The 20,212-nt window shown below is 46.5% G+C and carries 16 protein-coding genes and 6 tRNA genes; 1 reads left to right on the forward strand and 21 read right to left on the reverse strand.

The genetic code is table 11. The annotated features are described in order from the left end of the window. Window positions 1-5: 5 nt before the first annotated feature. From DXD25_RS08140 to DXD25_RS08215, 16 genes are all read right to left on the reverse strand, one after another. Entirely contained in the window at window positions 6-680 is a 675-nt protein-coding gene (locus tag DXD25_RS08140; RefSeq protein WP_117662809.1) for a Crp/Fnr family transcriptional regulator, read from the reverse strand. A gap of 32 nt (window positions 681-712) precedes the next feature. Next, the gene (locus tag DXD25_RS08145) at window positions 713-1,729 is read right to left on the reverse strand and encodes an FAD:protein FMN transferase (RefSeq protein WP_117662811.1); all 1,017 of its coding nucleotides are present in this window, start codon (window positions 1,727-1,729) and stop codon (window positions 713-715) included. Window positions 1,730-1,792: 63 nt separating this feature from the next. Beyond that, window positions 1,793-2,506 (reverse strand): DUF6048 family protein, encoded by a 714-nt coding sequence (locus DXD25_RS08150; RefSeq protein ID WP_233522236.1) that lies wholly within the window; start codon window positions 2,504-2,506, stop codon window positions 1,793-1,795. A gap of 10 nt (window positions 2,507-2,516) precedes the next feature. Continuing rightward, window positions 2,517-2,999, reverse strand: a complete 483-nt coding sequence (locus DXD25_RS08155) for a DUF6452 family protein (RefSeq protein ID WP_089545211.1) — start codon at window positions 2,997-2,999, stop codon at window positions 2,517-2,519. After that, window positions 2,987-3,958, reverse strand: a complete 972-nt coding sequence (locus DXD25_RS08160; RefSeq protein WP_089545210.1) for a glycosyltransferase family 2 protein — start codon at window positions 3,956-3,958, stop codon at window positions 2,987-2,989. Before DXD25_RS08160 ends, DXD25_RS08155 begins: the two co-directional genes overlap by 13 nt. A 38-nt stretch (window positions 3,959-3,996) precedes the next feature. Next, window positions 3,997-4,629, reverse strand: a complete 633-nt coding sequence (locus tag DXD25_RS08165; protein ID WP_089545209.1) for a DUF4199 domain-containing protein — start codon at window positions 4,627-4,629, stop codon at window positions 3,997-3,999. 158 nt (window positions 4,630-4,787) lie between these two features. Further along, a tRNA-Thr gene (locus DXD25_RS08170) sits at window positions 4,788-4,861 on the reverse strand. A 302-nt stretch (window positions 4,862-5,163) separates the two neighbouring features. After that, window positions 5,164-7,746, reverse strand: a complete 2,583-nt coding sequence (locus DXD25_RS08175; protein ID WP_117662813.1) for an endonuclease MutS2 — start codon at window positions 7,744-7,746, stop codon at window positions 5,164-5,166. Window positions 7,747-7,775: 29 nt separating this feature from the next. Continuing rightward, a complete protein-coding gene (locus DXD25_RS08180) occupies window positions 7,776-8,444 on the reverse strand; it encodes a thiamine phosphate synthase (RefSeq protein WP_117662815.1) in 669 nt (222 codons plus the stop codon). 24 nt (window positions 8,445-8,468) lie between these two features. Then, on the reverse strand, window positions 8,469-9,431 hold the full coding sequence (locus DXD25_RS08185; RefSeq protein WP_117662816.1) for a radical SAM/SPASM domain-containing protein: 963 nt from the start codon (window positions 9,429-9,431) through the stop codon (window positions 8,469-8,471). 70 nt (window positions 9,432-9,501) lie between these two features. Continuing rightward, window positions 9,502-10,326: a bifunctional hydroxymethylpyrimidine kinase/phosphomethylpyrimidine kinase gene (gene thiD, locus DXD25_RS08190; protein ID WP_117662818.1), complete on the reverse strand. Its 825-nt coding sequence runs from the start codon at window positions 10,324-10,326 to the stop codon at window positions 9,502-9,504. 281 nt (window positions 10,327-10,607) lie between these two features. Further along, window positions 10,608-10,692, reverse strand: a tRNA-Ser gene (locus DXD25_RS08195). 776 nt (window positions 10,693-11,468) lie between these two features. Continuing rightward, a tRNA-Ser gene (locus DXD25_RS08200) sits at window positions 11,469-11,553 on the reverse strand. A 777-nt stretch (window positions 11,554-12,330) separates the two neighbouring features. Further along, window positions 12,331-12,415 (reverse strand) — tRNA-Ser (locus tag DXD25_RS08205). Window positions 12,416-13,191: 776 nt separating this feature from the next. Beyond that, window positions 13,192-13,276, reverse strand: a tRNA-Ser gene (locus DXD25_RS08210). Window positions 13,277-13,595: 319 nt separating this feature from the next. After that, on the reverse strand, window positions 13,596-14,474 hold the full coding sequence (locus tag DXD25_RS08215; protein WP_117662820.1) for an FAD-dependent thymidylate synthase: 879 nt from the start codon (window positions 14,472-14,474) through the stop codon (window positions 13,596-13,598). A 201-nt stretch (window positions 14,475-14,675) separates the two neighbouring features. Here DXD25_RS08215 and tsaA point away from each other — a divergent pair, with 201 nt between their 5' ends. After that, window positions 14,676-15,356 carry a tRNA (N6-threonylcarbamoyladenosine(37)-N6)-methyltransferase TrmO gene (tsaA, locus tag DXD25_RS08220; RefSeq protein WP_117662822.1) on the forward strand — a complete coding sequence of 227 codons (681 nt, stop codon included), beginning with the start codon at window positions 14,676-14,678 and terminating at the stop codon, window positions 15,354-15,356. 42 nt (window positions 15,357-15,398) lie between these two features. On the opposite strand, the gene DXD25_RS08225 is transcribed toward tsaA, so the two are convergent. From DXD25_RS08225 to lpxK, 5 genes are all read right to left on the reverse strand, one after another. Continuing rightward, window positions 15,399-16,814, reverse strand: a complete 1,416-nt coding sequence (locus tag DXD25_RS08225; protein WP_117662824.1) for a glycoside hydrolase family 28 protein — start codon at window positions 16,812-16,814, stop codon at window positions 15,399-15,401. A gap of 146 nt (window positions 16,815-16,960) precedes the next feature. Then, window positions 16,961-17,033: transfer RNA gene (locus DXD25_RS08230), tRNA-Phe, on the reverse strand. Between the two features lie 139 nt (window positions 17,034-17,172). After that, window positions 17,173-18,282 carry a thiamine-phosphate kinase gene (gene thiL, locus DXD25_RS08235; protein WP_117662826.1) on the reverse strand — a complete coding sequence of 370 codons (1,110 nt, stop codon included), beginning with the start codon at window positions 18,280-18,282 and terminating at the stop codon, window positions 17,173-17,175. A 42-nt stretch (window positions 18,283-18,324) separates the two neighbouring features. Beyond that, on the reverse strand, window positions 18,325-19,134 hold the full coding sequence (locus tag DXD25_RS08240) for a purine-nucleoside phosphorylase (protein ID WP_089544267.1): 810 nt from the start codon (window positions 19,132-19,134) through the stop codon (window positions 18,325-18,327). Further along, entirely contained in the window at window positions 19,019-20,188 is a 1,170-nt protein-coding gene (gene lpxK, locus DXD25_RS08245; protein ID WP_117662828.1) for a tetraacyldisaccharide 4'-kinase, read from the reverse strand. Before lpxK ends, DXD25_RS08240 begins: the two co-directional genes overlap by 116 nt. Between the last annotated feature and the right edge of the window lie 24 nt (window positions 20,189-20,212).

Genomic DNA, 20,212 nt, shown 5'->3' on the forward strand with positions numbered 1-20,212 from the left:
GAATGTTATCTATTGATTAATTTCTCGAGTGCAGGGATGCTGATTCTGCCGCGATGGAGTTCGATCAGTCCCTTGGTCTCCAGTTCGTTGAGCGCCACTGATACCTTGAGCCGCTTGACATTCAGCTCCTGTGCCAGGCGATCCATCTTGATGTGGAAGTTTTTTTCGCCTGCCGGGCGTAGGCAATGATTCTCGAAGAATCGGATGATGCTGTCGCTGAGCGTCTTCGGGGGTACCCTGAAGAGGCGGCGATTGCTTCTCTGTGCCTGGGTGGAGATGAGGTTGAGCAGATTGATGTGGAAGATTTCGTATTGTTTGGCGAGTCGCAGCACTTCTTTCTTGCTGATGCTCATCAGGCTGCAGTCATTTCTCGCCACATAGTGATGGGGCGAGTGCTGGTCGTATCCGAAGAGGCGTTCTATCATGAATACCTCCGGTGCCTTGATGGTCTCTACGATTCTATACCCACGGTCATCTGCCATAGTCTCTACAGCCACTTCTCCGGAAAGGAGAAAGAGCAACCGGTGATAGGGTTCACCTATCTCGGTTAAAGTCTCACCTCCTTCTATCTTCTGGAAATCGAACTTGGTATGTCCGGCAATCTGAAGAAGGTCGGCGCGGCTCATTCCGAGAAACAGAGGCAGATTCAAGAGCGTATCGTATAACTTATCTTCCTGCATCGTTCTATATTTTTCTTACTTTTTCAGTATCTTTATTTTCCTAACTTCTTCTGAAGGGAAGGAGAATACCAGATTTGGTTGCTGCCCTTCTGGTCTGAATAAATCAGATAGGCGCAAAGCTCGGGATGTTTCTCCAGGATCTTCTTGGCTCCATCCAATCCCAGTACCATGAACGAGGTGGCATAGGCATCGGCAGTGGCACAGTCATCTGCAAATACGGTGGCAGAGAGGATGTTGTGCTGTACCGGATAGCCTGTCTTCGGGTCGATGGTGTGGGCATACTTCTTTCCGTTCTTGTAGTAGAAGTTGCGGTAGTTGCCGCTGGTGGCCATTGCGATATTGCTTACGCTGACTACATCCTGGATAGCCTGATTGGTGTTGAGCGAATCATCCGTTGGCTTGTTGATTCCGATGCGCCAAGGCTGCAGTTTCTCGCTGTTGCCGTTTACCACGATCTCTCCACCGATCTCTACCATGAAGTTCTGTACGCCCTTCTTCTTGAGGAATCTCGCTACCACATCGGTGCCATATCCCTTGGCAATGGCAGAGCAGTCGAGCATCGTCTTCGGATTCTTCTTGATGACGTAACCGTCCTTCAGGGAAACGGTGTGGAATCCCACGATGGCACGCAGGCTGTCGATGGTCTGTCGGGTAGGAGGGTTACCGGTCTTGAAACCGAATCCCCAGGCATTCACCATAGGCGCCACGGTGATATCGAAGGCTCCGTCTGTATCTCCGGAAATCTTCTCGGCGAGTTGGAATACCTCGCTGAACATCTCATCTACCTTCACCTTTTCATTGCGGTTGATGCGGGAGATGATGGAGGTCTTGTTGAAAGGGGAGAGTGAATTATCCACCTTCTGCAACTCAGCCTCTATCTCTTTCTGATAGTTGATATCACTCTGGTAAGTGATGTGATAGATGGTGCCGAACACCATACCCTCATCTTTCTGGAATGGGGTGTTGCGCTGCTGGCGTATCACGAAGATACTGCCTATGATCAGAATGAGCAGAAAAGGTATCTGCCAAATCAGTTTCTTTTTTTTCATTGTCTTGCTTACTGAACTTCCGCTTTTGCGAAATTTGAATGAACAATCTATCTATCTCTCGGATTATATCTCAAGTGTAACGTTAAAGGTGCCGCCTAATCGGGAACCGCCTTGCTTACCGAAGCCCGGCACATAGTAGCAGTTGCCTATTTCGCCATCCTTCTTAGCCAACCGGCGCTTGTATCGGAAACTCCATCCCATGCGGACGGGACCCCAGATCTTGGCATCTACTCCGAAGACTCCTTCCAGCCAGTGGTAGTTGCTCTTCACGCCTTCGGCTCCGTAAGGTACATCGCCACCCCATACCGGATCCTGGATAGGAGGAGAGGTGACATCGTATTTGAAGAAGGTGAAACCATAGCGGAAGCCACCGAACAGACGGTAATCGTCGTGCTTGTTCTTCAGCAGATTCCAGTCTATACCGATGCGGGCATAGGGAGCGCTGGTCTTGTAATTGATCTTCGTACTCTCGTCGCTGGCATCAGCCTTGCCATATCCCAGCTCGAAGACCGGATAGTACTTGTCCTTGAGATTGATACGGAGGGATGCCTCATACTGACCGTAATCGCTGACCATCAGCTGAACCGGTCCGATGACATCTACTCCCACAGCCATTCCGCGGAAGAACGGGATGGTGTCCTTCTCCACAGTAGCCATCTTCTTCTGGTTCTGTGCATTCGCAGAAGCACCTCCCAGCATCAGAAGACAAGCCAGAAGGAAAGCTCCTTTCTCTACAGCTTTTGTCATCTCCAAAGAAACAGCTTTGGTTATCCCCATGAAAGCTGTCTTAGTGGCGATTGCCGAAATAGATATAGAAATGTGCTTTAGATGCATCATAATTTACCTCTTTATTGTTGATGACTATCGAGTCGATGTAGTTGTGAGTGGTCTTCACCTCCGTAATGGTATGGAAGAATGACGGACCGCAATCCACAGACTCGAAATGCGAATAATTCTCCTTCTTCACGGTCACCGTGTCTTTCCACACCTGATGATCGCGGTTGCGAATCTCGAAGTAGAAAACATCCTCCGGCTGATGATAACTCATCGGAAGAATGAAACTATCTACTTTCACATCCTTGTTGATGAGCACGCTGTCGGTGCCCGCTGTCTTGGTGGTCGAGATGGTCATGGTGTCCTGCAGGGTCTTGATGTTGCCCATCAACTTGTACTTGGTGTAAGTCGTGTTGTTGAGCGGGCAGTCGAGGGTGGAACACCCCACCATCGTGAGCACCATCATCAGGATGACCATTGGTATTATTTTCCGCATCTTATTTCCTTTTCTATTTGATAATCGTTACGGTTTGGATTCTGACGGCTGATCAGGTCGCCCAGGAATCCGGCAAGGAAGAACTGGCTACCCAGTACCATAGCGATGAGCGCAATGTAGAAGTATGGGGAGTCGGTAATGAGATGACCATATACGCCATGGTAGAGGTCGATGCTCTTGTCGATGCCCAAGCCGATGAGCGAGAGGAAGCCGATGAAGAATACGAGACTGCCCAGGAATCCGAATACATGCATTGGCTTCTTGCCGAAGTTGCTGAGGAACCAGAGGGTCATCAGGTCGAGATAGCCGTTTACGAAACGGTTCCAGCCCATGAACTTGGAGGTTCCGAACTTGCGTGCCTGATGGTGAACTGGTTTTTCGCCAATCTTGGCAAAGCCGGCGTTCTTGGCAAGATATGGGATGTAGCGATGCATCTCGCCATATACCTCGATGTTCTTGACTACTTCGCGGCGATAAGCCTTCAGTCCGCAGTTGAAGTCATGGAGATTATGGATTCCGCTTACCTTTCGGGCTGTAGCATTGAACAGCTTGGTAGGGATGGTCTTGCTGAGAGGGTCGCCCTGCTTGCGGTTCTGCTTGTAACCGGAAACGAGGTCGTAGCCTTCCTTGGTAATCATCTGGTAGAGTCCCGGAATCTCGTCAGGAGAATCCTGCAGGTCTGCATCCATGGTGATGACAACATCTCCCTGTGCCTCCTTGAATCCACAATAGAGTGCCGGACTCTTTCCGTAGTTGCGGCGGAACTTGATGCCCTTTACCTGCTCGAACTTCTCGGCAAGCTCTTCTATGACATTCCATGAACGGTCGGTAGAACCGTCGTTCACGAAGATAACTTCGTATGTGAAATCGTTGGTGTCCATCACTCGCTTGATCCAAGCAAAGAGTTCTGGCAATGATTCTTCCTCGTTGAAAAGAGGAACTATAACTGAAATATCCATTTTCTTATGTTATGTTTTAAGATTTTCTAATTTGCCGGTTACTGCTGGCTGATTCGTTTCTTTGAATAGATGGCTGCGAGAATCGGACTGAGTACTGCGCCTGCTACCAGGTCGGTGATCATAAACATGGATGCCCATGCGATAGGTTTCATCATCGTGATGGCATCGAAGAGGGCTTTGGTTTCCTCTGCAGTCAACTGATAAGCCTGGGCTATCATCTGGTAGTTGGTCTGGAGCTGGGTCATAAACATGCCGGTATTCATGAATCGGAACCAGAGATACTGTATGATGGTGAGCAGCAAGGTGGCATAGAAGAATGTCTGGACACAGTAATACAATCCGTGCTTGAAGGAGATATGACCTTCTCTTACCACATCACGGAAATATTTCAAACGCTTTGCCACCACAAATGGAGTGGAGAGGATGAGGAGATTGGAAAACAATCCCAAAATATGGTGTTCCGGATCGGCTGCCAGCATGGTACAAACGAAACTGGCTACCCATACGATACCAAGCAGGGTACCGTCTTGACGGGCAAAAGCCTTGGTCTGTTTGATCTTACCTGTATCAATCACAAAGATCTTGATCTTCTGATCAGAGTTGTCGAACTTTGTCTGGCTCTGTTCATCGTTCTTCTTTTCTTCTTGCTTCTCGTTATTTTCTGTATTCATTGTCTTAATGTATTTCTACGAATGTAACATATCAATTTGCAAAAATACAACTTTTTTATTATATAAGGTGTAAAGGGGGAGAATATTTATAGATAATTAAAGATAGAATGGTTTTAAAAACAAAAAAAGGAACCTTCTGAAAGAAGATTCCTTTTTTGAGCCTCTTGTCGGATTCGAACCAACGACCCCGAGATTACAAATCACGTGCTCTGGCCAACTGAGCTAAAGAGGCGGGTGGACAAGCGATTCATATCGCACCGCTACAACCAAGTACCCTTGCTATGTTCCCATCCTGGGGGATTCCGAGGGAGCTGGTCGTATGAGACTTGTCCGTCTCATATACTTGAAAGCGGTTATTGCTTTTAAGCGAGTGCAAAAGTACTGCAATTTTCTGAACCTGCCAAATTTTTCAATGAAAAAGTTGATAATGTTAACGTTTATTTAGAAAAAGGAGGCAGATAATTGCCCCCTTTTTTCTATTACACCTTATTATATTTAGAAGATGATAACTCCTTTTTCTGGCGCTTTTTTCTTCTAAAAATCAACTACCGTGATGCCGGCACCGCCGAACTGAACATGCTCATCGGCATAATGCGTCACATTTGGAACGCTGCTCAGGTACTGACGGATGAGCTGGCGGAGAATTCCATTGCCCTTGCCATGAAGAATTCTAACTCTTGGCATTCCTACCAGGATGGCATCATCAATGAAATACTGAACGGCATTCAGTGCCTCATCGCCACGCATACCTCGTACATCCAGATCCTGGTGGAAGTTGGTTTTGTGGGCATCTATCGTCTTGCGGGTCTCCTTGCTGATACCATAAGAAGCTAGGTTTTCCTTGCGCTCCTCGGTCTTATCTACGTTTTCGGCTGTGGCTGTGGCGTGCTCCAGTCTGTTGAGGCGCATCTTGGTACGCATGCCGCCAAAAACAGCAGTGGCAGTATCGCCATTGATGTTCTCTACCTTTCCTATCGTAGTCAGGCCCTTGATTCGTACGGTATCGCCCACCTGGATTTCCCGCTTGCTGTCGCTCTGTATCTTGCTCTGTGCATTTCGCAGAGCCGCAGCCGCCTTCTCCTGGTTCTCTTTCTTCTCAGCCTGGCGCTTGGCATGGCGCTCCTTGCGCTGCTGAATCTGGGCAATCTTGCGGGCAATCTTGTCGTCCGATTCCTTGGTGTCAATCTCCTGGACCTCCTGCTTGAAGGCATCGAGTTCCTGACGGATGCGACGGGTTTCCTCCTTCTCCGCCTGACTCTCTCGAATCTCTCGGATGGCATTCTCAATCTTCTTGTTGCTCTCCTTCAGAAGTTCTGCAGCTTCCTCTTTCGCTTTCTTGAGAATCGCCTTTCTGCTGCGCTCGATATCCTCGATGTCGCTTTCATATTTCGAGATGGTCTTCTCTATATCCTTCTCGCGCTGATGGATGTTCTGGCGCTTGTTCTCCCAGTATCGCTTGTCGCGGACGATATCCTGCAGGTACTTGTCGCTCTGGATGTATTCGGAACCTACGATGTCGGATGCCTCCTTGATCACTTCTTCCGGCAATCCGATCTTTCTTGCGATTTCGATGGCGAAAGATGAACCTGGACGACCGATGGCGAGCTGGAAGAGGGCCTTCATCTCGTGACGGTCGTAAAGCATGGCACCGTTTACCACTCCCTCGTGACTGTCGGCAAAATGCTTCAGGTTCTGGTAGTGGGTGGTGATGACGCCATACGCCTGCTGCTTGCAGAACTTGTCGAGCACGGCTTCGGCGATGGCACCGCCAATGCCCGGCTCGGTACCTGTACCAAACTCATCTATCAGTATGATGGTGTCGCCATTGGCTGCCTTCATCATATTCTTCATGTTCAAAAGGTGAGAAGAGTAGGTACTCAGGTCGTTCTCCAGACTCTGTTCGTCACCGATGTCTATCATGATGTTCTGGAAAATACCTGTCTTGGAACGCTCGCTCACCGGGATGCTCAATCCGCATTGCAGCATATACTGAAGTAGACCTACGGTCTTGAGACATACGGATTTACCTCCGGCGTTAGGTCCCGAGATGATGAGGATGCGCTTATCCTGTGTCAGGGTGATGTCGAGTGGTACCACCTTCTCGTTCTTCTTCTGCAGGGATTGCTGGAGGAGTGGATGGATGGCACGGATCCAATCCACGTGTGGATGGTCTTCTACCTCTGGCTCTATCGCCTTGAATACATCGGCGAGTTTCTGTTTAGCCTGAATCAGGTCGATGATGGCGAGGAAGCGGTAGCTGTCTAATATTTCCTTGGAGAATGGGCGCACCTTGTTGGTGAAATCGGTAAGGATTCGGATGATTTCCTTTCGCTCTTCTCCTTCCAGTTCGCGCACGCGGTTGTTGGCTTCCACCACTTCGGTTGGCTCGATGAAGACGGTCTTGCCGGTGGCACTTTCGTCGTGAACGATACCCTTGATTCGGCGCTTGAGGGTAGGGATGACAGGGATAACCAGTCGGCCGTCGCGCAGGGTTGGGGTAACATCTTTCTCTACGATTCCTTCGCTCTGTGCCGAGCGCAGAATACTATATAAGGTACGCGAGATGCTTCCCTCTGTCTTAGCCAGTTCTCTGCGAATCTGGAGAAGTTCAGGGGTTGCGTTGTCGCGAATCTTACCAAACTTGTCGAGAATCTGGTCGATGCGCTGAATCAACTGTGGGAAGGTCATCACATCTTGTGAAAGGCGATGGAGGGCAGGATAAGGATACTGCTTTTCTCTGCGCCAGCCATCTTCCGGTTCGCCGTGACCATCATCCTCGTCGCTGTGATTCAGAATCTTTACCATTCCTGCGATGGTGGCAAGCGAACGTCTTAGATCGAACAGTTCATCCTCTTCCAAGTGTGTGTTTTCCACACGGATACGGAGGATGCTTTCTCTTACGTCATAGAAATATTGAAGGGGGAAGTCTTCTACTTCCTCCATCAATCTACGGAACTCACGCACCTGCATGAGCCACTCGTTAACGAGTTCTGCGTCGCTGCTGAAAGACATCTTGTCCACCTGTTCCTTGCCAAGTGGAGAGAGACATCTTTCTCGCAACATTTTACGGATTTCATTGAATCCTATCTTGTTTTCAAAATTATCTGGATAAATCATGGGTGCAAAAGTACAACTATTTTGGCTAACTACCAAACATTTGAGCCATTAAGTGTGTTCTTGGCTCCTCGTGGTGTTAATCTTTGTCTGATATCTATCAGGTATTCCTTCCAGTTGTATTCGTGTCGTCGGTTCCAGATGTCACCCAGAAAAGCTGCTCCGCCAAAGTTCCAGGCGCGCAGCTGGGGAATGAATTGAGGAATGATGCCGCCAAGGGCTATTACCTTTTCGTTGATGATGCCGCTGTTGCCCGCATCTTCCAGATCTCTGTTGGAGAAGGAATGCTTGTAGCCTTTCTTCGAAATGCTGTCGAAGATCGGACTGAGGAATACGTAATCGAATGTTGTCTTCGATCCCTTTGGAAAATCGGGATTAGCGTTATCTAACGATTCGGTGACTTCCTCGAAACTGTGGCAGGAGCGGGAAATGCTTCCCTGGAAGTTCTCTGGAATCTGGTTGTTTCTCCGGTTGAGGTGAATGCCATGGAGATGGTATTTCTCGCAGAGTTCGAAGTGGTCGTGAATCACGATCTGAGGATACCATTTCGGGTCAATCTTCTGGAGCAGTTGCTCGCATTCTTCTGGTGTTGAATCGGGTTTGCGCAGATGGAGCAGATCGATTCCTGCTTCAAAAAGCTGGTCGATGTACTTTGCTTCATGCGAAATAAAGGTTGGTGTTGTGATTATAATCCATTTCATTTCTTCTTGCTTTTGGATGTTTTCTTAGTTTCTTGCTTTTCCTCGGAAGCTGTTTCTTACGAGTGCTGATTCGCAGTTCTGGCAGAGTGCTTCTGTGGCAGTATGGTGCTTGAAGCCTTCTGTCATTGCCTGGGCACGGGGGGAAGAGAGGATGTCTTCGAGTGACTGATGGAGCAGGTTGCCCAAAATGACATCGCCGTTATGGTCGAGACAGCAAGGTACGAGACTTCCGTCGGCAAGAACGCCTATCTGTTTCAGCAATGCTTTGCAGAAGACTTCCCGATTTTCGCCGTTGCCTTCGTTCTTGTCTTTTCCCTCGCTTATTTCGTCTTTGTCTTTTCCCTTGCTTATTTCGTCTTTGTTTCTGTTTTCATCTTTGTTCTTGTTATCATCCCCTTTCTTGATGTCGTTTTCGAAGTTAGGCCATTCGAATTTCCTGTCAAACTCCAGATATAGATGATCGCAAAGTCGGAACCCGTCAGGGCGTTCCTTCCATGGCTTGGGTACGTATTTCTCGATGAGTCGCATCACTTCCTCGTTCTCCTTGTCTCTTCCGCCTTGGTTCCAGAGGCGCAATACCATACAGGTGCCTTTGGCGGCGGCTTGGGTGGAGAAGGTCATCACCTCATCCATATAGCTGGAGAGCTCTCCCTTGGCATTGCTTTCGTGGGAATGGAGGGAGAGTTGTATCTTGTGGGGTAGGGTGTCGAGGAGTTCCATGGCACGGTGCAGGAGGGTTCCATTAGAGGTAAGCACCGTCTTGAATCCTTTCTCGCGTGCCGTTGTGATAAACTGTGGCAGCAGGGGATGGAGCAGGGGCTCACCCATCAGATGGAAGTAGAGGAAACAAACCTTCCCGCGGATCTTGTCGGTGAGCAGGTTGAATTCCGCTGCACTCAACTGTCGCTTTTCCCGGGTGTGCTTGGGACAGAAGTGACAGTTGAGATTACAGGTGTTTGTGATTTCTATGTAACAACGATCAATCATTCTTTCTTTGTCTTTTCTCTTCTCTGTTTTATCAGCTTTTTCATGAGCGGCTTATTGTTTTCGCTCTTTTTCAGCTTTTGGTAAATAATGATTTTGGTTCGTAGAAGTGGTTCACTGGACCGTGACCTTCTCCAATCTTAATGTCCTTACCTGCCAGAATGGCACCTGAAAGATAGGTTTTAGCCATGGCGATGGCTGTGTTCATATCCATTTCTCTTGCCAGATAAGACGTGATCGCAGAAGATAGGGTGCAACCGGTACCGTGGGTATTGCGCGTGTTGACGCTGATGCCACGATAGCTGGTTTTCTGTTTGCCGTCCTCGAAGAGGTAGTCTATCTTCTCCTCTCCATCAAAATGACCGCCCTTGATCAATACATATCTGCATCCCAGTTTGCTGATGGCAGCTGCGGCAGCTTTGATATCTTCTGCATTCTCTATTTTTCTATTGGCAAGAATTTCTGCCTCTGGGATATTTGGAGTGAGCAGGGTGGCTAAAGGCAGCAGTTCGGTGATGAATACATCGAGTGCATCCTCCTGCATCAGTCGGCAGCCACTGGTAGATACCATGACAGGGTCGATAACGAGATGCTGGAAGCTTTCCTGGTATTTCTTGAGGGTTTCTGCGATGGCACGAATGGTATCGCAGTCATTAACCATACCTATCTTTATGGCATCAGGGTGGATATCTTCCATCACGGCCTCTATCTGTCCTTTCACGATTTCCGGTTCCACATTCTGAATGCCATACACTCCCTTGGTGTTCTGTACGGTGATGGCTGTGATTGCGGAAGCGGCATATACGCCCAATGCCGACATCGTCTTGATGTCTGCCTGAATGCCAGCTCCTCCGCAACTGTCAGAACCGGCTATAGTTAATGCTGTGTAGTATCTCATATCTCCTTTTTTTTGTATGTTACTTTTGCAGAAGTATAGTCGTTTTTATATCTATATTGCAAAAGTACAATTATTTATTGAATTATCACCCTCTTTTATGGATAAATTTGATGGTTGGGCTTACTTTTTATTCATTATTGAACTTTTGTATGTGGTTCGAATATGAGCTGAAAGCTTAAAAACTCTGGAAACTGTACGCCCTGAAAGTTTAGTAATATCAAAGATCTAGGAAGGTGATATAAAAGAAAAAGCCTTCTGAAATTTCTTTCAGAAGGCTCTTGCGGAGAGAGAGGGATTCGAACCCCCGGTACCTCTCGGTACGACGGTTTTCAAGACCGTTGTAATCGACCACTCTACCATCTCTCCAAATTCGGTCGGATGACTATAGCTTGGTTTTCTTAAGCGGGTGCAAAGGTACTACTTTTTTTTGAATCCACCAAATTTTAAGGGGATAAATTTGCAGAAAATATTTAAGGTGAATCGTAAATCTCCTTTCACGGAATGTGGATTGTATTGAAAATAAGAGAGTTAAGTGTGAAAGGAGAAATCTCTTTATTTTGAGTTGGTAATTGATGGCTAAGCTTAAATATGGCGATGTTCCTTGCTCCGATAGGGAATAGTGGGCGTCTTGATAGGGAATAGTGGGTGTCTTTGTTATGAATGTAGGGATGAAGCATAGTAACCAGAAGGATGAGGGATAGATATTGGCAGGCGAAAAGGAACGATTTATAGACTGGATGACTAAGCTCGTCTATATGGTTGACTCGGGTCATCTATATGGCTCACTCCCGTCATCTATATGGATGACCCGGGTCATCCGATACAAAGAAGCCTTTTCTATTCCTTTTGTGATAGTTGCTTTCTCCTTTATACTAAGTTGCCTTCTCCTTGTATCTATAGTCTTTTCTGTTGATTATTATAGTTGTTTCAGCTCCAGGTATATGGTGCGGTGATAAGCGCAATAGGTTCTTTTACCGTTTTCCTATGATTATGTGGTTCTATTGGGTTGTAGAAATCTCCTTTCACACTTAAGTAATTGATTTTGAGCGGATTTTTGTGATTGTGAAAGGATAATGAGTTTTTTTATTGTAAAAGTGTGAAAATGAAAAAAGCCTTCTGAAATTTCTTTCAGAAGGCTCTTGCGGAGAGAGAGGGATTCGAACCCCCGGTACCTCTCGGTACGACGGTTTTCAAGACCGTTGTAATCGACCACTCTACCATCTCTCCAAATTCGGTCTGGATGACTATAGCTTGGTTTTCTTAAGCGGGTGCAAAGGTACTACTTTTTTTTGAATCCACCAAATTTTAAGGGGATAAATTTGCAGAAAATATTTAAGGTGAATCGTAAATCTCCTTTCACGGAATGTGGATTGTATTGAAAATAAGAGAGTTAAGTGTGAAAGGAGAAATCTCTTTATTTTGAGTTGGTAATTGATGGCTAAGCTTAAATATGGCGATGTTCCTTGCTCCGATAGGGAATAGTGGGCGTCTTGATAGGGAATAGTGGGTGTCTTTGTTATGAATGTAGGGATGAAGCATAGTAACCAGAAGGATGAGGGATAGATATTGGCAGGCGAAAAGGAACGATTTATAGACTGGATGACTAAGCTCGTCTATATGGTTGACTCGGGTCATCTATATGGCTCACTCCCGTCATCTATATGGATGACCCGGGTCATCCGATACAAAGAAGCCTTTTCTATTCCTTTTGTGATAGTTGCTTTCTCCTTTATACTAAGTTGCCTTCTCCTTGTATCTATAGTCTTTTCTGTTGATTATTATAGTTGTTTCAGCTCCAGGTATATGGTGCGGTGATAAGCGCAATAGGTTCTTTTACCGTTTTCCTATGATTATGTGGTTCTATTGGGTTGTAGAAATCTCCTTTCACACTTAAGTAATTGATTTTGAGCGGATTTTTGTGATTGTGAAAGGATAATGAGTTTTTTTATTGTAAAAGTGTGAAAATGAAAAAAGCCTTCTGAAATTTCTTTCAGAAGGCTCTTGCGGAGAGAGAGGGATTCGAACCCCCGGTACCTCTCGGTACGACGGTTTTCAAGACCGTTGTAATCGACCACTCTACCATCTCTCCAAATTCGGTCGGATGACTATAGCTTGGTTTTCTTAAGCGGGTGCAAAGGTACTACTTTTTTTTGAATCCACCAAATTTTAAGGGGATAAATTTGCAGAAAATATTTAAGGTGAATCGTAAATCTCCTTTCACGGAATGTGGATTGTATTGAAAATAAGAGAGTTAAGTGTGAAAGGAGAAATCTCTTTATTTTGAGTTGGTAATTGATGGCTAAGCTTAAATATGGCGATGTTCCTTGCTCCGATAGGGAATAGTGGGCGTCTTGATAGGGAATAGTGGGTGTCTTTGTTATGAATGTAGGGATGAAGCATAGTAACCAGAAGGATGAGGGATAGATATTGGCAGGCGAAAAGGAACGATTTATAGACTGGATGACTAAGCTCGTCTATATGGTTGACTCGGGTCATCTATATGGCTCACTCCCGTCATCTATATGGATGACCCGGGTCATCCGATACAAAGAAGCCTTTTCTATTCCTTTTGTGATAGTTGCTTTCTCCTTTATACTAAGTTGCCTTCTCCTTGTATCTATAGTCTTTTCTGTTGATTATTATAGTTGTTTCAGCTCCAGGTATATGGTGCGGTGATAAGCGCAATAGGTTCTTTTACCGTTTTCCTATGATTATGTGGTTCTATTGGGTTGTAGAAATCTCCTTTCACACTTAAGTAATTGATTTTGAGCGGATTTTTGTGATTGTGAAAGGATAATGAGTTTTTTTATTGTAAAAGTGTGAAAATGAAAAAAGCCTTCTGAAATTTCTTTCAGAAGGCTCTTGCGGAGAGAGAGGGATTCGAACCCCCGGTACCTCTCGGTACGACGGTTTTCAAGACCGTTGTAATCGACCACTCTACCATCTCTCCAAATTCGGTCTGGATGACTATAGCTTGGTTTTCTTAAGCGGGTGCAAAGGTACAACCTTTTTTTGATTTCACCAAATTTTTGAGGAACTTTTTGAGAAAAATATCGAAAAATATGGGAAATAGCTCTGAAAATGCCTCAGAACTGGCGAAAAAGGCATAAAAAAAGGGCTACCGCCGTAGCCCCAACCTTGATAACCTTAAATCTAATACTATGAAAAACACAGTGCAAAAATACGAAATATATCTGTTCCTTGTGTATAGAAAACAGAAAATCTATATTTTAACTGTGATTTTTTAGCTTTTTTAAGCGTTCTCCTTTCTATTTTAAATAACCTTTAGCCTTGAACTCTTCCATCAATGGCAAGGCGAGAACCTTGGCATCTGGGTGAGGAGCTCCTGTGGTACCTAAAGCGCGGAGATCGAAGAAATGCTTCCAGTCGCTGATAAATGCGGTATGTACCAACTCAGTGTTGCAATCCAATGGCAGGATGGCACGAGCCTCCTGTGGTTTGCAGCCAGCTTCTATCAATTTCATGTAGGCATATTCTGCAGCCTGATTGGCGAAGATCCAGGTGTCGAGCTTGCTCCATTCCTGTGCTCTGCCTTCAGCAATGACGGCGCACATATCTTCCAATCGGTAATCCTCTTTCTCCTGTGAACCATTATAACCTTCTTCTTCTACCCAGGTAGGAAGGTTGATCGTAATCTCATTGTCGAACTTGTTCTTGGAGTAGTTGCAGTAGCGTGTGCTCTGCTCTGCCATAGAGTTGGCACGATGGCGGTTGTACTCACGGGTGATGGCAATCTGTGTGGTAAAATGTACGGTGATGCGGAGCTCGTGCTTTCCTTCCTCATAGTCGCTGAGGTATTTCAAATCATCCATCGCCTTGTTTTCTGCCAGAACACGGAGATTGGTAGTGATGTAATCCTTGCCGTCGATGGTATGGCAGCGAGAGAACTTATTGCTTGTATAGAGTGGTAACTCCCCATGATTGCATACGAGATAGACTGTGCCGTGTTCCAACATTGCATAGTGCTCACTCTGTATCATTCTATCTACGAATGGCTTAGCCGAGTCGTTGGTGGTGTTGTTCTCACTTTTGTAGCACACTCTTCCGGCACGTTCTATCTGCTGATAGATGCCGAGTTCTCCTGGCTTTTGTAGCCAAATCTCATGTTGAGGCCTTTCTATTTTCATTGTTTTCTATTTTTATATCATTGATTGCTTATTATTATTACGGTGCAAAGGTACATTATTTTGTGGAGACAACAAAATAATCGGGCGCTTTTTTCGTACTATATATATAATGTACTATATATAATAAGGTGTAATCATTGGAATATATGGAAATATACCCCAGTATATGAAAATAGGAACTAAAATCAATAATATAAAGATATGGAAATAAAACCAATAGCAAGATTCCGTTCTCCGTTCAGCAGCAAGTTTGGTATTCCCAAGCAGGCTGGATTGGTGGCTGAACTGGAAGGACAGATTGTTTTTGAACCCGAATATCGCAATCCGGATTTCCTCAGAGGAATGGAAGGTTTCGATTTTCTCTGGCTTATCTGGGAATTCTCGGCAAATAAGCATAAGGCGAACAGTCCGGTTGTAAGGCCTCCTGTCTTGGGAGGTAACGAGAAGGTCGGGGTATTCGCTACCCGTAGTCCTTTCCGTCCGAACAACATCGGGTTGTCATCCGTGAAAATCTCCCGTATTGAATGGGAAACAAGCAAGGGACCTGTCATTCATGTAAAGGGTGGTGACCTGATGGATGGTACTCCCATCTATGATATCAAGCCTTACGTGGTGTATGCCGATTGTCATCCTGATGCACGAAGTGGATTCGTGGATGATCGGAAATGGGCGAAGCTGGATGTTGAGATTTCCGGGGAAGTAAGGGAATACCTGATTTGCCAGGGATTGAATGATGAGAAGATTGAAATCTTGAAAGAGGTTCTGGCGCAGGATCCTCGTCCGCATTACCAGAAAGACCCTCATAAGGTTTATGGAATGCCTTATGAGGGTCTGGATATTCATTTCTCTGTCAGCGAAAAGACGCTTACTGTTGTAAGGTAAGTGTTTGACGCATTTAGAGAGAATGGTTTGTGATATGTTTTCTTACTTTGCAAAAGTAGCGAAGTTCACATTCTCGAGCTTGATTTTGCAAGTCTCATCGATATCCTGTGCCTTCTGATTGTAGAAGATGTAGGTATCCTTGACGGTAATGTCGTGAACCATTCCCTCTGCGCCATGAGCTACGATGCCGTTCTTGCATCCGCGAACATATACATTGCTGATGTGGATATCCTGGAAGTTTGGAAGATATTCCTGCTTCACAGGGGCATTGCTCTTCTTGGCTCCCACATGGTTGTCGAAGTAGGTGGTCTCAAAGGTGATGGCATCTCCTGTGATATCTGTCATATAGATATGGTCGATGAAGATGTTCTCCGAGGTGCCGCCTCGTTTCACGGCGCTCTTGAATCTCAGACCGGCATCTGTGCCCTGGAAGGTGTTGTTGCGAACCACGATGTTCTTCATGCCTCCTGAGAATTCGCTGCCGATAACAAAACCGCCATGGGCATGATATACGGTATTGTCCTGGATATTGATATTCTCGCAAGGACCGGCTTTTACTCCTGTAGCTCCTGCGCCACCCTTCATGCAGATTCCGTCATCGCCGGCATCCACGATGTTGTTTACGATGAGTACATCCTTGCAGCTCGAGATGTCGATGGCATCTCCGTTCTGTGCATTCCAAGGACACTTCACGGTAATGCCGTCGATGATGACATTCTTGCATCGGGTAGGGATGAGGTGGAAGCGTGGACTGTTTAGTAGGGTAACACCCTGTACCAGTACGTTTTCACACTCGGTGAATCGGATCATGTGATTGCGTACTTTCTCCTGTGCATCGATGTTATCTACTACGTTTGGGGTATGTTTCAGATTGAGCGGATACCAGATATCACCCTTTTCGTTCAAGGTTCCACCCATCTGCTTGAAGCGGTTCCATTCTACGTCGCTCACCTTACTGCGCTTCACCGGGCGCCACCATTCTCCATTTCCGTCGATGGTTCCTTCTCCGGTGATGGAAATGTTCTTTCTCTTGCTGGCATTGATGGCTGGGGTAGCACGGTCTTCTTTCTGACCGGTTTCATCGTCTATCTTGATGAGGTCGTTCTTATCCTCTGAGAAGATGATGATGGCATTCTTTTCCAGATGCAGGTCGATGTTGTCCTTCAGGGAAATCAAACCGGTGAGATAGATGCCTGCAGGTACATTGAGGTGCCCGCCGCCCATCTTGCTCAGCTTACTGATAGCCTTGCTGAATGCCTGGGTATTCATCGCCTGACCATTGCCGTTGCCGCCAAAGTCCAGAATGCTAACCTGGTTGTCGGGGATGGTAGGCAGGGTAGGCTGCTGCATCTGCACTGGCAAGTTCTGGTAGTACTTGCTGTAGTCTTTGGCACCTGAAGCAAATGAGGCTGCCGCCCATCCGCAGATTGCCAATAATGAAATCAGAATCTTTTTCATAAGTCTTTAAGTATTGTTTTGTTAATCTTTAAATTAATAAATCAGTAATTTCTCTTTCTATGTTGTAACATTTGATATCTCCTTTTCAGAATACGTAAAAAGGCGGCTCTAACCGAAGTCAGAAACCGCCTAAATGAAAGGAGGAGTGGTACCACCAGGAATCGAACCGGGGACACAAGGATTTTCAGTCCTTTGCTCTACCAACTGAGCTATGGCACCATCTTGCTTTTTGCGGTTGCAAAGGTACAACAAAAATTTTAATTGAGCAAGAGAAAACCAAATATTTTCTCTTGCTTAATGTTTATTAACTAAAATCGCCTCTTTTGGGTTTCTTCCTTAGAGAAGGCGATTCGTAAAACTAGTCTTTTAGAGGATTCCATCCCTGCGCCTTGAGCTCGAACTCCTGACCATCGCGGGTAATGAGGAACTTGCCGAGGCTCTCCTTGGTGATGTAACCAATCTGCTTCACGCCTTCCATTTCCTCGATCTTGGCATGGTCGCCGATAGGAACGGTAAAGAGAAGCTCATAGTCTTCGCCACCATTCATGGCACAGGTAGTGAGATTCATGTTGAATTCCTCTGCCTGAACTGCTGTCTGGTAGTCGATAGGGATGTTCTTCTCATAGACACGACAGCCGCAGTTGCTCTGTTCGCAGATGTGCATCAACTCGCTGCTCAAGCCGTCGCTGATATCCATCATAGCGGTAGGTTGGATGCCTGCCTCACGGAGCTGGGCTATGATGTCGCCGCGAGCTTCTGGCTGGAGCTGGCGCTGCAGCAGGTATTCCTTGCCGGCGAAGTCTGGCTGGAAGTTACGCATTTCCTGCAAGTCTTTGTTGAGGGCTGCCAACTTCTGGTCGTCACCCTGCGCTTTTGCCTCTGCCATCTTCTTGCGGATGTCTTCTACCTGTCCGTAATATACAGCCTTTTCGCGTTCCAGGAGCTGCAGACCCATATAGGCAGCACCCAGGTCGCCGGTTACGCAGATGAGGTCTGTTTCCTTGGCACCGCTGCGATATACGATATCTTCCTTTGCAGCCTCGCCAATGCAGGTGATGCTGATGGCAAGACCGGTGAGTGAGGAAGTGGTGTCGCCACCTACGATGTCAACGCCAAACTTATCGCAAGCCATACGCAGGCCTCTGTAGAATTCATCAAGGTCTTCTACCTTGAAGCGCTTGCTCAGTGCAATGCTTACCACCATCTGGCGTGGCGTTCCGTTCATGGCGAAGATGTCGCTGATATTGACCATGGCACTCTTGTAACCCAGGTGCTGCATATCAATATAGGTCAGGTCGAAATGTACACCTTCCATCAGCATGTCGGTAGTCATCAGCACCTCCTTGTCGGGATAGTGCATCACCGCACAGTCATCGCCTACGCCATAAACAGTAGAGGCATTCTTGTTTTCATATCCTTTGGTGAGATGGTCTATCAATCCAAACTCACCCAACTTAGCTATATCCAATTTTTACTTTGAACTTTGAATGTTGAACTTTGAACTTTATGATTAGCTTCTGCGAATCATTTCTCGCATAATCTCAGTCATCTTAGGCTGAGCAGCATTGGCAGCAATCTGTACCTCCTCATGGCTAACCTCTACAGGAACGTCGAAGCCGCCGAGGTCGGTGATGATGCTGATGCCGAATACCTTGATGCCGCAATGGCGGGCCACGATCACCTCAGGAACGGTGCTCATACCTACAGCATCACCACCCAGGGTTCGGTACATACGGTACTCTGCCGGAGTCTCGAAGGTAGGACCCTGGACGCCCACATATACACCATGCTGAACAGGAATGTTCTTCTCCTTGGCAATCTCGTCGGCAAGATCACGGAGCTGCTTGTCGTATGCCTCGTGCATGTCTGGGAAGCGAGGACCGGTAGGGAAGTTCTTGCCACGCAATGGATGCTCTGGGAAGAAGTTGATGTGGTCGTCGATAACCATCAGGTCGCCGATCTGGAACTTAGGGTTCATACCTCCCGATGCATTGCTTACGAAGAGAGTCTCGATGCCCAATTCGAACATCACGCGCTCTGGGAAAGTTACTTCCTTCATATTATATCCCTCATAGAAGTGGAATCTGCCTTCCATCGCCATGATGTCCTTGCCGCCCAGCTTTCCGAAGATGAGCTTGCCTGCATGTCCTTCTACGGTAGATACCGGGAAGTTAGGAATTTCACTATATGGGAATTCGTAACTATCAGTTATTTCTGAAGCTAATTGTCCGAGACCTGTTCCCAGAATGATTGCAGTCTTCGGACTTGTGCTCATCCTTTCTCTTAGCCAGGATGCTGTTTCTTGAATTTTTTCGTACATAGCTTATTATCTTTTCGTTAAAATTATCTTCTTGGTCAAGCATGAAGCTTACCTTGATAGGCAATTCGTACATGCTTTCTTTCACACTCTCGTAGAGCCCTTCTGCCTCTCTCAGTCTCACGGCATCCTTTTCTGTTGTGATGATGATGCGTGGTTCCGGCAAGGCTTCGAATGCCTCATTGATGCGGTCAATGTCTTTGTTCTTGAAGCGGTGATGGTCGCCGAAAGAGAGAGACTTCATCTCCTTGACCATCGGTTTCAAGTCGTGCTCCATCTGTTTTGGAGACGCAATGCCGGTGAGCAGAAGCACGTGATAGTCTTTTGGATCTTTCAGTTCTTTTCCTGTGAAAACCCCCTTCAGTGTATCGTAGTCGATGCAGGTGAAGTAGAGTTTCTGGAATGGATAGAGATCCATAGCCTTGGTGAGTACACGAAACTCCATTGGTTTCAGATCCTTTGGACATTTGGTGATAATCACGATGTCGGCACGGCTCTTTCCGCTCAATGGTTCGCGCAGTCTTCCTGCAGGTAGCATCTTGTCGTAGATGATGAGACGATGGTAATCTACCAGGAGGATATTGATGCCTGGCTTGACATAGCGATGCTGGAAGGCATCATCAAGCAATACCACATCTACATCCTTGGTCTCTTCGTTGCTTTGCAGGTTGTTGATGCCTCTTACTCGTTTGGCATCTACCGCTACGTAGATATCAGAAAACTTCTGGTGCATCTGGAATGGCTCATCACCGATATCCGACATTTCTGTATTTTCATCTGCAAGTACATATCCGTGGCTCTTGCGTTTGTATCCACGTGACAGCACGGCAATTTTCACCTTGTCGTGCAAGAGGCGAATCAAGTATTCCACATGCGGGGTCTTTCCCGAACCGCCCACGGTGATATTGCCCACCGAGATGACGGGAATCGAGAAGTCGCGGCTCTTCTTCAATCCGATGTCGAAGAGCCAGTTGCGGAATCTTACGATGCTGCCGTATATCCAACTGAGCGGTAGCAGCCAATCGTTGATCTTTATCAGATCTCCTTCTGTTCTCATTTCCTCACTCCTTTTTTATACCTT

The organism is Prevotella sp. TF12-30 (assembly GCF_003436715.1).
Classification (GTDB): domain Bacteria; phylum Bacteroidota; class Bacteroidia; order Bacteroidales; family Bacteroidaceae; genus Prevotella; species Prevotella copri_A.

Excerpts from the sequence above, each read along its gene's own strand:
- DXD25_RS08140 (WP_117662809.1), bottom strand. The coding sequence starts at position 680 with ATGCAGGAAGATAAGTTATACGATACGCTCTTGAATCTGCCTCTGTTT.
- DXD25_RS08145 (WP_117662811.1), bottom strand. The coding sequence starts at position 1,729 with ATGAAAAAAAAGAAACTGATTTGGCAGATACCTTTTCTGCTCATTCTG.
- DXD25_RS08150 (WP_233522236.1), bottom strand. The coding sequence starts at position 2,506 with ATGGGGATAACCAAAGCTGTTTCTTTGGAGATGACAAAAGCTGTAGAG.
- DXD25_RS08155 (WP_089545211.1), bottom strand. The coding sequence starts at position 2,999 with ATGCGGAAAATAATACCAATGGTCATCCTGATGATGGTGCTCACGATG.
- DXD25_RS08160 (WP_089545210.1), bottom strand. The coding sequence starts at position 3,958 with ATGGATATTTCAGTTATAGTTCCTCTTTTCAACGAGGAAGAATCATTG.
- DXD25_RS08165 (WP_089545209.1), bottom strand. The coding sequence starts at position 4,629 with ATGAATACAGAAAATAACGAGAAGCAAGAAGAAAAGAAGAACGATGAA.
- DXD25_RS08175 (WP_117662813.1), bottom strand. The coding sequence starts at position 7,746 with ATGATTTATCCAGATAATTTTGAAAACAAGATAGGATTCAATGAAATC.
- DXD25_RS08180 (WP_117662815.1), bottom strand. The coding sequence starts at position 8,444 with ATGAAATGGATTATAATCACAACACCAACCTTTATTTCGCATGAAGCA.
- DXD25_RS08185 (WP_117662816.1), bottom strand. The coding sequence starts at position 9,431 with ATGATTGATCGTTGTTACATAGAAATCACAAACACCTGTAATCTCAAC.
- thiD (WP_117662818.1), bottom strand. The coding sequence starts at position 10,326 with ATGAGATACTACACAGCATTAACTATAGCCGGTTCTGACAGTTGCGGA.
- DXD25_RS08215 (WP_117662820.1), bottom strand. The coding sequence starts at position 14,474 with ATGAAAATAGAAAGGCCTCAACATGAGATTTGGCTACAAAAGCCAGGA.
- tsaA (WP_117662822.1), top strand. The coding sequence starts at position 14,676 with ATGGAAATAAAACCAATAGCAAGATTCCGTTCTCCGTTCAGCAGCAAG.
- DXD25_RS08225 (WP_117662824.1), bottom strand. The coding sequence starts at position 16,814 with ATGAAAAAGATTCTGATTTCATTATTGGCAATCTGCGGATGGGCGGCA.
- DXD25_RS08240 (WP_089544267.1), bottom strand. The coding sequence starts at position 19,134 with ATGTACGAAAAAATTCAAGAAACAGCATCCTGGCTAAGAGAAAGGATG.
- lpxK (WP_117662828.1), bottom strand. The coding sequence starts at position 20,188 with ATGAGAACAGAAGGAGATCTGATAAAGATCAACGATTGGCTGCTACCG.